The sequence below is a fragment of the Paenibacillus sp. V4I3 genome (assembly GCF_030817215.1).
In the GTDB taxonomy this organism is placed as follows: Bacteria; Bacillota; Bacilli; order Paenibacillales; family NBRC-103111; genus Paenibacillus_E.
The window spans coordinates 2,532,411-2,548,862 of record NZ_JAUSZA010000001.1; the positions used below are offsets into that span (position 1 = coordinate 2,532,411).

Below are 16,452 nucleotides of genomic sequence, written 5' to 3' on the forward strand. Positions count from 1 at the left end.
GTATGTTTACTGTTCTGATTGTAGACGATGAAGCGAATGTACGTCTTCCAATGTGCAGAACATTGTCCCGATTCGAAGGCGTGGGTGAAGTACTGGATGCCTCTAGCGGGTTGGAGGCGATTACAATACTGAAGCAGAGGACGGTGCAGCTCGTTATTACCGATATCCGCATGCCGGCGGGGGACGGCTTGCAGCTTGCCGAATATATACGGCAGCATTCACGGCAAACCGATGTGTATGTGCTGACGGGGCACGCGGAATTCGATTATGCAATGAAAGCGATGCAGCATCAAGTGGCAGCTTACCTGCTTAAGCCTCTTTCCAAGGAGAAGCTGCTAGAAGTGTACAACGAAGCTTATGGGAAGTACCGAAGGCGGATGGAGTCCGAGCAGGTGAATGTGATCCGCAGCCGGGCGTTGCTGGAGAAACGAATGCACGACCTGCTCCACGGGGTGCCGGTGCCAACCTTCGATGAAGGGCTGATTCCGCGATATGCGACCATCCGGCTCGTCTCCTTTTCGACCAAGGATTTACGGTCTCTGGGGGAGACCTCGGTACGTTACTTTATCCGGGAATGTGCTCATGAATCGTTCAGCGGACTAGGGACGGCGGCAGTATGCGAAGAGGACCGGCTCATCACCGTGGTTCTGTTCACCGAGTACGATGATAAAGGGGCCTGGGAGCAGCGGGTGCAGGAAATTTCGAAGTGGATGGAAGCAAAGCTCCGCATCGAAGTGAAGACAGGTCATGGCGGCTGCACAAGGGAGATAAGTGATCTTGGGCTGATGTATATGCGCAGCATGATGAGCTTGGGCTTCAACGAAATTACAAGGAAGGAAAGAGGGGACTCATTTCCGCCGATTATTAAGGCGCTCTTGAAATACGTACATAACGAATATGCCAACGAAGCGGCGAATTTGTCCGATTTTGCCCAGCAATTCCAAGTGAATGCCAATTATTTAAGTAATTTGTTTCATCAGGAGATGGGGCTCACCTATACGCAGTACTTGACGCAGATCAGGCTAACGGAGGCCAAGCGGTGGCTGCGCGAGACGAACCTGAAGGTATATGAGGTATGCATTCGGGTAGGGTACAAGGACCCGGCCTATTTCAGCCGCATCTTCAAAACCTTTGTCGGCATGGCCCCCGGGGATTATCGGACGGTGGAACATTTCTGAGAAGAGTCCAAGAAATCGAAGATTCGTTACCTATACGAGCTGTAAAGTCCTGCCTATACTAAATGTAAGGGCTTACTAATTTGGAAGTCCAGTTGAAAATGGTGAAGGGAGCGTTTATCAAATGAATTGGATGTCTAAACGCAAGTCCATGTTTCTGCTCTTGGTTTCACTTCTAGTTCTTCTTAGTGCATGCAGCAGCAGCGGAGGAACGCAAAGCGCAGTAAAAAATGAAGCAGGTGGAAACAGCGGGAAAAAGGTTCAACTGCAAATGTGGTTTTGGCAGGGGGCATCATTTGAAAAGATTATACCAGAGTTTAACCGCACCCATCCGAACATCGAGATTATTCCACAGATTTATAAGTGGGAGGACGCCCATAAGAAGGTTTTAACGGCTATGTCGGCAGGTTCGGGGGCTCCGGACATTGCGATGATCGATATTTCACAGATGGACCAATTCTTGAAGTATCCTGATAAATTTTACGACCTGAACGAGTATGGAGCTAAGGATCTGTCCAAGGATTATCTGGATTGGAAATGGAAGCAAGGCAGCGTTGGCAGCAAGCAGCTTGGATTTCCTACGGACATCGGTCCGATGGTGCTTTACTACCGCCAAGATCTGTTCCAACAAGCCGGACTCCCTTCAGAGCCTAACGATGTTGCGGCCAAGATTAAGAATTGGGACGACTTCCTCGCTGCTGGCAAAACATTGAAGGAGAAAACAGGCGCCAGTATTTTATCCAACCCTTATGAATTATATGGCGCGATTCGCGACCAGGGCAATGAACTGTACTTTGATAAAGACGAGAATTTGACAATGGATTCCAACCCGCAAATCAAGAAAGCGTTGGATTATTATAAGAAAGCCCGTGAAATGGGCATCGCTGGAGCTTATGACCAGAAAAATGCGCTGCAGGAGTACTCTGCCGCTCTGAATTCGGGCAAAATCGCTACGTACATCTCTGCCGCTTGGGGCAAAGGCCACGTCGAAACCCGCGCACCGGATACGAAGGGCAAATGGCGAGCAGCCAAAATTCCAGAGGGCACCGGCAACATGGGCGGTTCGTTCTTACTTATTCCGAAGGAAACGAAGAACGCCAAGGAAGCTTACACAGCTATTAGTTGGATGCTTTCACCCCAGCAGCAGTTAGAAGTATTCAAGATTTCAGGCAATTTCCCTTCGACTCCGTCGGTCTATGGCGATAAAGCGTTCACAGAAGCGGGGTATGAATTCTGGGGCAACCAGAAGCTCGGCATCTTGTTCTCCGAGGTAGCCAAGGATGTGAAGGTGCAGCGTAAAGGACCTTTTTATCAAACCGTGGAAGATATTATTAGCGATGGCATGCAGGCCGTTACGGTCGATAAGACCAAGGATCCTGACAAAGAATTCGCGGCCCTCATTGAGAAGGCCAAGACTAAATTGAAAAACAAATAGGGATGTGGCTGCGATGAGAGGGTTGAAGACGTATCTGGCGCCCTACCTGATGATATCTCCATTTTATATCTTGTTTATCGTATTCGGCTTGTTTCCGATCCTGTTCTCGCTGTACCTTGCTTTCCACTCGTGGGATGGGCTCGGGCCAATGGAGTTCGTGGGACTTCGCAATTTCCGTAATTTGCTGACCGATGATCCAGACTTCTGGAAATCGGTCGGCAACACCTTCGTCATCTGGTTTTTTTCGACCTTACCGCAACTGTTTCTGGCACTGGTCGTTGCATTTCTGCTCAACGCCGCTTTCGTGCGGTTCAAGGACTTTTACCGAGCGGTCTATTTTCTGCCGAATATTACGTCGATTGTGGCTGTAGCCATTATCTTCGGGTCGTTTTTCGGCAGCCAATTCGGGCTGATTAATGGGCTGCTCCAGGTCGTTGGGCTGCCCCGGATTGAATGGATCAACGATCCGTTCTGGGTGAAGGTCGCCGTGTCGCTCATGGTCATTTGGCGGTGGACGGGCTACAATGCCATCATTTACTTGGCCGGGCTGCAGAGTATCCCGCATGACTTGTATGAAGCAGCTACGATTGACGGGGCTAGCCGGAAGCAGCAGTTTTTCAGCATTACGTTGCCGCTGTTGAAGCCAATCATTCTGTTCACTGTGATTCTTTCGACGATCGGCGGCATGCAGTTGTTTACCGAGCCCTTAATCCTCGTCGGCAATACCGGAGGGGCAACCAAAGGCGGGCTGACGCTGGTGCTGTATCTGTATAACCAAGCATTCGGCAATCAGCTTTTCGGCTATGCTTCCGCTATCGCTTGGATGTTGTTTCTGATCATCGGTATTTTCTCCTTCTTGAATTGGAAATTCGTTTCGAGAGGGGAGGGTATCTGATGAGCACGGAATCTTCCAAAGTAACGGTCAGTCGTCGAAGCAGAGACATTGTCGTAATCACGAAGACCCCAGCGAAGTCCTCATGGGCTTCAGGAACGATCCTTATTCACATCGGGATGCTGGCCGGATCTCTATTGTCGCTATTTCCATTTTATTGGCTGTTCGTGATGTCTACCGCAACGACTTCGGATATGTTCCGGTTTCCCCCGAGGTTTCTGCCTAGCGATCAGCTATTGGTTAATATCGGAAAGGTTATCGATCATGTCGGGTTTTTCCGGTCGTTTGGCAACAGCTTAATCGTGGCAGGTGTACACACGCTGCTGGTTTTGTTTTTTTGCTCGATGGCGGGCTTCGCCTTTGCCAAATTCCAATTTCCGGGCAAGCCGTTCCTGTTCTTCTTCCTGCTGATGACCATGATGGTGCCGCAGCAGCTGGGGCTAATCCCCCAGTTCATCATTATACAAAAGCTGGGCTGGATCAATGACCTGAAAGCCTTGATCATCCCAGGTGCGGCGAGTGCGTTTGGCATCTTCTGGATGCGGCAGTATGCGGCCTCCGTGCTGCATGATGAGCTTATCAATGCAGGGCGCATTGACGGCTGTAACTCTTTCGATCTGTACTATCGCGTTGCGCTTCCAGTGCTTCGCCCCGCGCTAGCGACGCTCGGCATCATTACGTTCCTGAATGCCTGGAATGATTATTTGTGGCCGCTCGTTGTCATCTCGGTACAGAACAAATTCACGATCCAGATGCTGATTGCCTCGATGAATGGAGTATATAGCACGGACTATTCTATGGTCATGGCCGCAACGCTGATGGCTACGGTACCTCTTATTATAGTGTTCTCAATCTTCAGTCGGCAGTTTATTGCCGGGCTTATGCAGGGGTCGGTGAAGGATTGACAATCCGGTGAGCTTGGAAGCGAAAAGAAGGCAAGATAGAGCTGCTATTGCAGGAAGGAGCTGTCCTAAAAGCCATGAAAATGGCTGAGGGATAGCCTTTTTTTTGCGATTAATGCGTACAAACATTCGCCCATGGTGCTATACTAAAAAGTGACGAAAAAGATCGGTTGGAAATCGAAGTGGAAACATCATTATGATAAAGTCTGCTTGGGCTTAATCGCTCAAACAGACTTTTTTTATTGGATGGAACTACTTCCCAATGGCCTATCAATCCTTCAACCTTTGAAATTTTGATATAATAGGCATATATTCTCAAACTGGAGCAACCATACATGGATCCTATTTCCCAAATACGCACATATTTACAATCCTACAAGAAAAGCAAAGTTTCACTCTCAGACCTAGAGGACATATTTCAAGTACAGCCAACCGAAGAACAATTTGCTGATGCCATATTGGAGCTTGAGGCTGCGGGAATTCTTCAGATGGTTCAGAGTTCAGGCAGAACGAGGAAACAACTGTCTCTTGCCTATCAATATAACGTGCAGAAGAATCGTTTAATACAAGATACGCATAAGGAAATCCATCGAGCCAGACTGCAACTGTATCCTTTAATAAACCTTGATGCCTACTATTCATTGAAATCTAGTATTTGGGAGGAAGATAAGCCTTATATTGAACAAATCGATGCTTATTTGAAAAAGAATATGCTACCAAGCACTCCCGCACCGGAACCGGAGAGAAGCTTTGAACTTGTTGCTGATGAGAAATGGATAACGGAGAAGCATGGGAAAGAGCTGCTGATCCGAATCGGCTTATGGGATAAGCTGCTTATTCTCCCAGTGGATGATCCCTTGATGTTTGCGGTTAATCCATATGGCTTAACCAATGCAGTTCACAAGCATCTCATCGTTGAAAATAAAACGACCTATCAAGCGCTGCTGCAAGTTTTGCCGGATGCCCCGTTCGCAACGTTAATTTTTGGCGGCGGTTATCGAGTAACGAAAAGCATCGAACTGCTGCCGTTGCAGCTTCCGCTCAGAGACGCTTCGCATGAGTTCTATTATTTTGGTGATATAGATAAAGAAGGGATTTCCATATGGCATCTGTTCAATGAGCGGGTTCTCGACCTTTTCGGCAGTCCGGCGCAACCGGCGCTTCCCTTTTACAGAGCATGTCTGAGTAGGGATTTTACATACGGCAAAGAAAACCAGCGAGACAATGAGCAAGCTTTGCAAGCATTCATGTCTCATTTTACCGAGGATGAACAAATGAAAATCAACCGCTGCTTAAAAGCCGGCGGTTACTTCCCGCAAGAAATATTACCTACATACGAGCTTTGTACGATTTGGAGGCACACAGCATGGATTACATAGAAATTGGTCAGGTTGTTTCCGGGTTCCGGGAACGTATGACCAAGCTGGCACTTTTTGATCCTCTCTATGAGCTTCAGAGAAAGCGCCAAACAGATCAGCAAAATAAACCGATAGATTTCATGGAGCTTGGGCTGCTGACGCTGCTTTACTTTTTTGAACAGAAGTTGATGCGAAACAATAAAGCGGGTGTCAAAGACTTAGCCGAGTTTCTTTTGAAAGTGACGGGGATCTTCATCGATTTAGACGATGTCGGATTTGAGGATCTGGCCAGGCAGATCACTCAAGTGTTTCGCCCGACGACAGGGAAGAAACGGGATTTTACGTTTATGAATTGGGAATCCGGTCAGAAGGAGCATATTTATATATCGATTCTGAAAGCGAATGCCTTCGACTTAAAAACGAATACGCAGTACTACACGCTCGACGAAGATGGGTTGGAGCTTATTTTTGCGACCAAGGAATTTTATACCGAATTTCAATTATCGATTCATCAGTTGGTGCTGCGCAAGCAATTGGAAAAGGGTGAGTTCGAAGGAGCATTACGGCAAATTAATGAAATGCGGATTGATGTGGAAGCTTTGCAGGAGCGGATGGTCAAGCTGGAGCATGAATTGAAAAGAAACATTGTGTCGGAGGAAACGTTCGGACGTTATAAAGGTTTGTTGGAAGATATTTATTTGCGATTGCAAATGGAGAATGAAGAGTTCGAAGAACTACGGCAATTCGTCAAGGAGACCAAGGATCGCGTTCAGGCACAGACCGTTAGACAAGCAGATCAACGGCCTTATGAGTTAATTTTACGCATATCCAATGAGCTGGAGAAGGTGCATGGCGAGCATTCGGATCTATTTCATCAGAGTATGGTGTTGAAATCACATGCATTGGGCGCAGCGCAAGAATCCTTATATTATACTGGTTTGGACTCTTTTAATTTTGATCAGGATATTGCTTCCCTTATTTTTAGTACGCCATTGCCTTTGGAAACGATGAAAGGTGTGCTTGCCCCGTTCTTACCGGTTCAAGAGACGAAGATGTGGTCGCTTTTGACGGTGTGGGCTGAACAAAATATGCTGGAAGACGGAAGCGGGCAAGAGCGGGATGACAAGTTTCTGGAACTTGGCGGAGAAAGCGACGAATACCGGTACCAGACGATGCAGAAAAAGCTCTACAAGCTTCTGATGGAACAGCTGCTGCAAAGGATGGAAGAGCAGGGCCAAGTTGAATTGAAACCGTTTATTCAGCTGTTCGAAGAGAGCGACTATGCAAGACTGCTGGGCGAGAGAGCTTTCTATGATTTTTGGATTTATCTGCATCAAAGAAGTCCCCTTCGGGCGGATGATAGAGATAAACAGCAGAATGAAGAGCAGGGGACGTTGCTGGAAGACATGTATATGCTTCTGGGAAGCCGCTGCTTGGTCATCATTGAGCAAAAGGAAATTATTAAGGTAAACGACAGGTTTAGCATACAGAATATGTTGATTTCGTGGGGAGAACAGGATGACAATTGGACTTGAAAACGGGACAGTAATGAGGGCTTTTCGCATCTATACCTTGCTCGCTCGCGATAACGCGGTTGGCAAAGAATGGCTCCAAGAATACATGGCGGACGATGTGGTGCGTGGGCTTGTGGATCAATTCGCGCGTGAAGTCGATTGCGTGACGATCATTGCCGGCGAACAGTTGTATATGATACCAGAGACACGGCTATCGCCTTTTCATATGAACAACGAAGTGATTAAACGTACCTATCTGCGGGCGAATGCCGTGAATGCGGATCTTTATCTGATGTATGTCAGCATTATTGTGTTGATTGGGGCTTTTTATGACAGCTACCAAACCATGGAACCGACGAGAAGTTTTATCGGGATTGAAGAGTGGACGGCGCTTGTGAATGAGCGAATTGCGTTATTGAAGACGCATCCTGAAGCTGAATTAAGAGAGATGGAGCAGGAGTTTTCCTATAACTGGACGGCTTTGATTGAAAAATGGAGTGCGATGGACGATATCAAGGAAACAGCTGCGAGGCAAAGCGGAAATACGATTAGCCGGGTTAGCTTCATGGATTCTGTCCGCAAGTTTCTGGTGGCGCAAGAGTTAGTGATCGATATTGGCAACCAGGAAATTACGCTAACCGAAAAGGCCAAAGTGGTTGTACAGCGTTATTTTATGGAACTGGAATATAACCGCGGCATTCTGGAGTTTTTATACCAAAGCGATTCGAATGAGGGGGAGGGAAGCGAAGATGCCAGCCATCTCTAAAATACGGTTTACGAATGTGGTCTATGAGGATGGAAATAAGCGCTACAACGACGAATTGTTTCATTTCGATGGGCATAATGGTGCGATTCTGTTGGAAAATGGAGGGGGCAAGACGGTTTTTATCCAGTCTGCCATTCAAGCCATTCTTCCGCATGCGGAACTTGCCGGACGTAAAATGAAGGATACGTTAAGTCTCGAAAACGGTCCTGCACATATCGCGATCGAGTGGATTCTGAGTGAACGGCCACGGAGATATGTGGTCACTTGCGTTAGTTTGTTTTTGACAGCAACAGGGATAGATTCTTATCGGTATGTCTATGATTATCCGGAGCTTGATGCCGATGCCATTGATCGGATTCCTTTCGTGAAGGAAAGTGCAGGCAGCCTTAGAGCAGCCGATAAAGGCGAAATCCATGATTATTACCACCAGATGACGTCGAAAAGAATGAACGCGAAGCTGCCTCCCTCGATTAAAGAATACAAGAAAGTATTGGAAAACGATTACCACATTATCGCATCAGAGTGGGATCGTATTGCGAAGATCAACAGCTCAGAGGGTGGTGTAGAGAGCTTTTTTGATGAATGTAAAACGACGAGCCAATTGTTCGATCGCTTGTTGATCCCAACGGTAGAAGATGCGATGGCCGGATATGAACAAGGCGAGTTCGCGAATAATTTTGAAATGCACAGGGACAGCTTCAAAAAATATAAAGAATTAAAAGAAAAAATCGAAGAAAATAAGAAAATCCTCGTTGAGCTGGATGGCTATGTGCTTCATTTTGCCAAAATGGATGCCAAACAAATGGCCTATACAGCCGCTCAGTCTGAAACGAAGGCCTATTGGTTATTAGTGAATGAGCAGAAAAATGAGGAAACCTCTAAGCTTTCACAATGGCACCGTCAAATGGCAGAATGCGACCAGCAGTTGCTGTTATTGGCTCGGAAGAAAGAATCCCTTCAGATTGCAAAGCAAAAACAAGAGCAATCCGCTTTGGAAACAAAGCTAAGATTGGTCGAGGAAGACGTTGAGCGAAAAGAGGCGCAAGTACGAAGTGCTAAGCAGCACTACTATTCTCTGCGTCTGGCAGATTACAAGCAGCAGTGGACCTCTGCAGAAGAGCGCATGAATTATTTGCAGCGCGAACTTGATCAATTCGGAAATACCGAGGAAGAGGATGTTCTACGGGAAGCTTGGATCAATAATGGCGGGCAAATTCGCAGTATTTACAGCAAGATGGAGCAAGAGTGGCAGGTGGAAGAAGAGAAACTCAGGCAGGAATTAGATGCTTATCAGAATAGGACGGCCTTAGAGGAAACGATTTTGAGAGATCTATCGAGCGAACTTGAGAAATTGAACAAGCAGCTCATTGAACATAGATCCATTGTGCAGGCTCGCGAGAAAGATAGGGACGTGCTTAGGATCAATGTTTTGGCAAATCCAGCAGTCGAGAGCATGGAAGGCAGTATGACGGATTGGATTCAGCGTTATCAGAAATTGGATGACAGCAATGTGCTGCTTGTGCAGAAGAACAAGGAATTGGCATTCGGTAAAGAGGAAAGCGGAAGAAAGCTGGACCGAGTTAGTGAAAACCTCAAGATCGCCTATGTGGAACGCGCCAGCTCAGAGCAAAATCTCGAAGCATTTAAAAAAGAACATCAATCCATACTTGCTGAAATTGCTGCGTACAGGTCTTCATGGGGAAGACTCTCATCCATTTATGAGAAGCAGAGTTCGATTGAAGAGCGGCTTAGGGAGGATTTGGAAAAGCTTCACTTGCAGAAGGAGGCTTACTTGCTGAAAGAGCGTCTGGCTTTCCGCTATATCGATGATTACAGCTACCAGCATACATTTTTTGCAGATACCTATGTGGCAGGCTTGGTGGATAAGTGGAGAAATCAGTTCGCGTTATTGGAGACAGGCATTGAATACTTGCAGGGCTTGGAGCTAACGGAGCGGGCCATGACCCATCCTCTTTGGTCTGTCACTTTGATTACGACCGAAGATGAAGTTGAGTTAGTAGCGAGTAAGCTGCGGCAGTATGCGGAGGATATGCAGTTCCCGATACAAGTCATCTCATCGCAGGAAGCATCGCGTCTTGCCAATATGGATAAACCAGTAGATGTGGATGATGTCGCTTGGGTTGAACCGCAGCATTGGCGCGATAATGCGGATGAAGCAGAATTTGTAAGCTGGAAGCAAACAATTTCCCGAAAAGGCGAAGAGGTCCTGACAGCACGTAAAGTAAAGGAAGGCGAATTGCAGCTTACTTCTGATCTACAAGCTTCTTTCAGTCGATTCATTGCTACATACCCGCTTGAGGTCGTACAAGAAATGGAAAGGCAAGTTGGACTTAAGCGCGAACAAGTGCGTGAATTAGAGAGCCAAGAGGATTCAATCAGGATATCGGTGCGACAGGCTGAGCAAACGATTCAGCAGCACAATACCATCATTGACGAGCAAAAAGGTGAAATGGTTCAGCTTCAGCAATGGATTGAAAAAGGACGGACATATGTCGAGCTGGGGAAAGAAATCGACGTCTTAAACGGGGTCATCGATCAGCTTATTGAACAGGCAGAAGATCAGCAAAGCAAGTGGGATAGCATGCAGCGCTCTATGGAGCAAGTGAAGCAACTGATCGAATCGGCGAAGAATAGAATGAACTATTTGAGAACCGAGAAAGCGAGTCTTCAAAGTCAAGATCTGTATATAGAGATTGTGGATATACACCCGATTGAGGCGAATCATAGCTTAGATTGGTTAAAAACAGAAAGGAAGGATTTGCATCTCAAGTTAAATCGCATATCCCAAGGGCGTCAGCAGCTTGAAGCGGAGTGGAATCATGCCAAGACCAGTAGAACAACGCTGGAGAAGGAGATGAGCAAGCTTCGACTGGAACAAGCGGACTTGGATTTGAATGAGGATCTTGCTTTCTCTGTGACCGGTGAGGAACAGATGTCGCAGCTGTTATCGGAGCTCAAGGAATACGAATTACGGTTGTCTCGTGATAAAGAAGAATTCGTTCGGGTCGAGAAACAATTTGATGCGTTGGCGACAAGGATTAAACTATTAATTGAGCAGTATAGCGCTGCGCATTCGGGTGGGCTGCCTGTAACCTTTACGGAGTCGCTGAGTGCGGTGGATGAGCAAGCCCAAAGCGAAGATGCACGCCTGCAACAGCAGAAGACTGGATTACAGCAGCAGCATACACAAATTCAGGCTCAGTTAGCTAAAATAGAAGAAGTTATCCAATACTTAAATCAATATAAAATCATGCATGGTTTTGAAAATCCACTCATTCAGGCGTCATTTATCACGCAAGAGCTGAAAGCCGAGTTTCCATATGACAGGATGAAAATGGTTCGAAAATCCGTGACTATGCTATCCGCCGTTATGAAGGAATTGGAAGCAGAAGAGACATCGGTGAAAAAGGCGAGAGTTCATTTTATCGATTTTTGCCGGAAGCAAATCAAAGATATCAAAATGCGAGATATGGCCGAGCAAGGTGTCGAGAAAAAAGACAACTATCAGGAGCTAACGCAATTTCAACAGAAAATGCATAGCAGGATAGAACGTGTCAATCACGTCGCAGAAGAAACAATGCGTACACATAATCAGCAGCTGGAACAGTATATTATTCATGTGCATAGCCATATCAAGCTGATTGCTTCTGAGCTTCGGGATATTCCTAACAAAACGAGAGTCAAGGTCGAGGATCAGTGGAAGCACATTTACTCGTTTCAAATTCCCGAATGGGATGAGCTGGAGGCCAAGGACCATTTGCGTAAGCATCTGGAATGGATTTTGGTCGAACTGGAAAAAGGTCATTACCGTGATGACAACGGTCAAGAAGTGAAATCGACGGTTCGTAAAGAGATTGAAAAATGGTTGGATACCAAGCAGCTTCTGCACATTGTCTTGCAAGAAAGGCCGATGAAAGTGTCCTGCCGCAAAGTAACCAATGAGAATAATGTAACGAAGGCTTCCTTCTCTTGGGAACAGTCTAATAATTGGTCCGGCGGGGAAAAATGGAGCAAGAATATGACCTTATTCTTGGGGTTACTCAACTATGTCGCCGAAAAACGTCAACATATTCAAGCGAATATGAAAAGACATCGTACCGTGATCCTGGATAATCCATTCGGGAAAGCATCGAGCGACCATGTATTGAGTCCTGTATTTTTTATTGCCGAGCAGCTCGGCTTTCAAATTATCGCGCTAACCGCGCATGCGGAAGGCAAATTTCTTAAAGACTATTTCCCTGTCGTCTTTAGCTGCAGACTTAGACAAGCGGCGAATGGAAGCAAACTAGTCATGACCAAAGAAAAGGAAATTAATCAGGCTTATTTCCGTGATTACGCACCGATTTCACTAGAGCGATTAGGGGATGTCAAGCAGATGGAGTTATTCATCTAGCGTCTTGATCATCATCATTGTTGCTGTTTTATTTAAGAAAGTCTGCCCAACCTCTCGCGGCTACGCTGGAGATCAGGCAGACTTTTTAGGTATTTCTGAAACACTCAGGGAACTGGAGGTATCCATCATCGCTATAACCAATGCATTCGAATGAGGCTTCTCTATCTCTTCCGGCAAAAAAGTCTTATTCCGATCAAAAAAGTTTTATCGCAAAATGCCTCGTTTCAAAAATGTATCATTGTTTGTAACATGGTTGGGCGTTATGGTTGTTATCAAAAGGGAGAGTGAGTTAGGAATGGAAGCATCACTGTATGGAGAACAGCTTAATAAAGTATTTCAGCGGCTCATTTCCGCAAACCGGGACAATTCTAATGATCACATGGATTTCGATACATGGGAATGGCCGCTGGGAGTAGCCTTGTACGGGCTTTACAAATATTACGTGCATACGGGCAAAGATGAATATTTGCATTTCATGAAGGACTGGTATAACAAACATTTGGCCGATGGATTACCGGAAAAAAATGTGAATACGGTGGCCCCTTTGTTGGCTTTGATTCATTTGTATGAAATCACGAAAGAGGAAACTTATCTGGACGTATGTACAGAATGGGCCGATTGGGTTGTACACGAGATGCCGAGAACAGAAGAAGGCGGGCTCCAGCATATTACGATTGTGGCTGCGAACGAGGAACAGTTATGGGATGATACGCTGTTTATGACGGTGCTGTTTCTTGCCAAAATGGGAGCAACCACGGGGAAGAAAGTCTATATGGAAGAAGCGGTTTACCAGTTTTTACTCCATATCAAATATTTGCAAGATGCACAAACCGGACTATGGTTTCACGGGTGGAGCTTTATCGGCAGACATCATTTCGGGAAAACCTTATGGGCGAGAGGGAATTGCTGGTTTACCGCTGGCGTTGTGGAGTTTATGGAAATCAGCGGCATCCAGGGGGCTGTAAAACGTTTCTTATTGGAGGCTTTGGAAGTGCAAGTAAAAGCTTTGGTAGAGCTCCAACGTGAGGATGGGATGTGGCATACATTGCTGAACGATCCTTCTTCGTATGCGGAGACCTCCGCTACTGCAGGTTTTGGTTATGGCATTCTGAAGGGCATTCGAGCAGGTTATTTGCCAGAAACTTATCTCACAGCGGGACTAAAGGCGATCGAAGCGGTTCATTCTCGAATCGATGAGGATGGTACTGTGCTTGAGGTATCTTATGGAACCGCCATTGGTTGGAATGATGAGCATTATAGGAATATTCCTCTATGCCCGACCGCTTATGGACAATCGCTGGCTCTATTGCTGTTGACTGAGGCGATGGAATTACCATCCTCTATAGGATCGATTGATTGAAAAAACGGACAGGTGGTGTGAATGGGAATGAGTAAACATATGGCAGTACAGCTGCGTTGGCTAGCTAAGAGGACTGAACTTCAAAAGGGAGTGACCTGGGGAGTTCCATGGAAGGAAGGCGCTCTGCAGCGGAGTGAGAATCTTATTCTGCTGGATGACCGGGCTAAGCAGGTAGCTGTTCAAAGCTGGCCAACGGCTTATTGGGCGGACGGCAGTGTAAAGTGGACGGCTCACGCGGCCGCTATGACAAAAGGAGAAACCGACTTGTCCTATACATTGATAAAGGGCGAGTCCAGCTTAGAGAATAGTGTACTCAGCGTAGAGGAAACGGAAGGCTATATCGAAGTCCATACAGGCTCTATGTTTTGCCGTCTTCATCGTAAAGGCTCTTCTTTGATTCAAGAGATCAATCATGGAGGAAGTCGGCTTTGCTCGGATGGTAAGCTTGTAGGCATCCGTGAAGCGCGTTTAACTATTGATGGCTACAAGAGCTTTAAAGAGGAACCTTTTCACAGCATCGTGGATAGCGCGGAAGTTGAACAGCGGGGACATGTGCGCGTGGTGGTAAAATTTACGGGTAAACATCTAATGGAGTCGGACGGTCGTAAATGGCTGCCGTTCACCCTGCGTCTTTATTTCTATGCAAACCAGGATAGTATTAAAGTTGTACATACCTTTCTATATGACGGTGATCCGCATCAAGATTTCATCAAAGGGTTGGGGATTTCCTTTAAGGTGCCGATGAAGGGCGAGTTATATAACCGTCATGTGCGGATAGCCGGAGATGCGGGCTTCTTCAGTGAATCTCCCAAAGGGCTGGAAACATTCCGTACCACGGGGAAGTATAAGGAGCTGTATCAAGAACAAACCGAGGGACGAAAGATCGCTTTTGACCCTGAGCAAGATGCCAAATTTGTTGACATGGTGGATGACCTCGCTGTTTGGGACAGCTTCAAACTAATTCATTATACGGCAGATTCTTACAGCATTTCTAAGCAAACAAAGGAGGAATGCTGCTGGGTCAAAGCGGCGGTAGGGAATCGAGCAGGCGGACTGATGTATGTGGGATCAGATCACGGTGGTCTTGCTATAGGGGTAAGGAACTTTTGGCAGAAAGCGCCCTCCGCTTTGCAAGCAAGCCATCTTTCATTAGATGAAGCGGACCTTACCGTTTGGTTTTGGTCTCCCGACGTACAGGCTATGGACTTACGGCATTATGATACGGTTACTCATCTAAAGTCTTCCTATGAAGGGTTTGATGAGATGCGGAGTACACCTTACGGGATCGGTAACACAAACGAACTCCATCTTTGGTGCTTGGAAGCGACGCCCACTTTGCAGAGTCTAAAAGAGATGCTTGAGGAGAAGGAAGATCCCGCGCTGCTTGTATGCAGTCCGGAATATTACTATAGCACTGGGGCAATGGGAGTTTGGAGCTTGCCAGACCGAAGCACACCGCTCAAAGAGACCTTAGAAGATGGACTAGACCGTTTATTTGAATTTTATCAGAACGAGATTGAGCAGCGAAGGTGGTATGGGTTCTGGGATTACGGAGATGTCATGCACAGTTATGATCCAGTACGCCACACTTGGCGTTATGATATTGGAGGCTGCGCATGGCAAAATACAGAGCTCGTTCCCAACCTGTGGCTCTGGTATATGTTCCTAAGGTCAGGCAGGAAAGATGTATTCCGGATGGCTGAAGCGATGGCAAGGCATACCAGTGAGGTTGATGTGTACCACATGGGTGAATATGCAGGCTTAGGTTCAAGACACAACGTGCTACATTGGGGTTGTGGCTGCAAGGAAGCGCGGATAGGAATGTCTGGTCTGCACAAAATCTATTATTATTTGACGGCAGATGAACGGATCGGAGATATTATAGATGAAGTGAAAGACTCCGATTATACAACCGTACATCTCGATCCGATGCGCGCCTATTTTCCGAAGGACGAGTTTCCTACGCATGCACGCAGCGGACCGGATTGGGCAGCCTTCAGTTCAAACTGGCTTACACGTTGGGAGCGGTATGAAGATACATATTATCGGGATAAAATTTTGACTGGGATTCAAAGCTTGAAGAACATGCCGTTCCGCCTTCTTACAGGGCCCACCTTCGGTTACGATCCGGGAACAGGTGTCCTTCATTATATGGATGCTGAGACGAATGGCCATCACTTGATCATTTGTATGGGAGCTCCGCAGGTATGGATGGAGCTAGCTGCGATGATTAAGGATCCTGAATGGGAGGACATGTTGGCGGAGTTCGGAGAATTCTATAACCTGCCTGCAGAAGAGAAAATGCGAAGAACCTCAGGCGCGATTACTGGCAAGGATTGGGCCATTCCCATGCTGTCTACCACGATGATGGCGATAGCTGCTGCCAGAAATAACGATAAGGCTCTTGCAGAGCAAGCTTGGTCTTACCTTCTAAAGGATCAGGCGCATTGGCAGATTAACCTGCCTGTAGAAACAACAGATGTACAGCCACTAGCGTATATAAGAGAAATTAAAGAACTGCAGGGTATCTCCACGAATACCGCTTCTCAGTGGTCACTGAATGTCATGATATGTTTGGAATTAATCGGCCGTTGGCTGCCGGAGAACAGTTACGGCATTATTCGCGATTAAACAAT

At 46.6% G+C, this 16,452-nt stretch carries 10 protein-coding genes; all 10 read left to right on the plus strand.

From position 1 onward, the window contains the following. Positions 1-2 precede the first annotated feature (2 nt). The 10 genes from QFZ77_RS11710 (at position 3) to QFZ77_RS11755 (ending at position 16,447) form a co-directional block, all read left to right on the plus strand. Positions 3-1,178 carry a response regulator transcription factor gene (locus QFZ77_RS11710; RefSeq protein WP_307439605.1) on the plus strand — a complete coding sequence of 392 codons (1,176 nt, stop codon included), beginning with the start codon at positions 3-5 and terminating at the stop codon, positions 1,176-1,178. A gap of 121 nt (positions 1,179-1,299) precedes the next feature. Further along, entirely contained in the window at positions 1,300-2,610 is a 1,311-nt protein-coding gene (locus QFZ77_RS11715) for an ABC transporter substrate-binding protein (protein WP_307439607.1), read from the plus strand. A gap of 13 nt (positions 2,611-2,623) precedes the next feature. Continuing rightward, complete coding sequence (locus tag QFZ77_RS11720) at positions 2,624-3,505, plus strand: carbohydrate ABC transporter permease (protein WP_060646971.1); 882 nt, start codon at positions 2,624-2,626, stop codon at positions 3,503-3,505. 116 nt (positions 3,506-3,621) lie between these two features. Next, positions 3,622-4,407 carry a carbohydrate ABC transporter permease gene (locus tag QFZ77_RS11725; RefSeq protein WP_373462735.1) on the plus strand — a complete coding sequence of 262 codons (786 nt, stop codon included), beginning with the start codon at positions 3,622-3,624 and terminating at the stop codon, positions 4,405-4,407. A gap of 332 nt (positions 4,408-4,739) precedes the next feature. Beyond that, positions 4,740-5,783, plus strand: a complete 1,044-nt coding sequence (locus QFZ77_RS11730) for a Wadjet anti-phage system protein JetD domain-containing protein (RefSeq protein ID WP_307439615.1) — start codon at positions 4,740-4,742, stop codon at positions 5,781-5,783. Then, entirely contained in the window at positions 5,771-7,297 is a 1,527-nt protein-coding gene (locus tag QFZ77_RS11735; protein WP_307439617.1) for a replicative DNA helicase, read from the plus strand. Before QFZ77_RS11730 ends, QFZ77_RS11735 begins: the two co-directional genes overlap by 13 nt. Beyond that, positions 7,281-8,042: a DUF6063 family protein gene (locus QFZ77_RS11740; RefSeq protein WP_307439619.1), complete on the plus strand. Its 762-nt coding sequence runs from the start codon at positions 7,281-7,283 to the stop codon at positions 8,040-8,042. The genes QFZ77_RS11735 and QFZ77_RS11740 overlap by 17 nt, the downstream gene beginning before the upstream one ends. After that, the gene (locus QFZ77_RS11745) at positions 8,026-12,456 is read left to right on the plus strand and encodes a coiled-coil domain-containing protein (protein ID WP_307439621.1); all 4,431 of its coding nucleotides are present in this window, start codon (positions 8,026-8,028) and stop codon (positions 12,454-12,456) included. Before QFZ77_RS11740 ends, QFZ77_RS11745 begins: the two co-directional genes overlap by 17 nt. A gap of 295 nt (positions 12,457-12,751) precedes the next feature. Continuing rightward, positions 12,752-13,816: a beta-galactosidase BglB gene (gene bglB / locus QFZ77_RS11750; protein ID WP_307439623.1), complete on the plus strand. Its 1,065-nt coding sequence runs from the start codon at positions 12,752-12,754 to the stop codon at positions 13,814-13,816. A 27-nt stretch (positions 13,817-13,843) separates the two neighbouring features. After that, positions 13,844-16,447 carry an exo-rhamnogalacturonan lyase family protein gene (locus QFZ77_RS11755; protein WP_307439625.1) on the plus strand — a complete coding sequence of 868 codons (2,604 nt, stop codon included), beginning with the start codon at positions 13,844-13,846 and terminating at the stop codon, positions 16,445-16,447. The last annotated feature ends 5 nt before the right edge of the window (positions 16,448-16,452 follow it).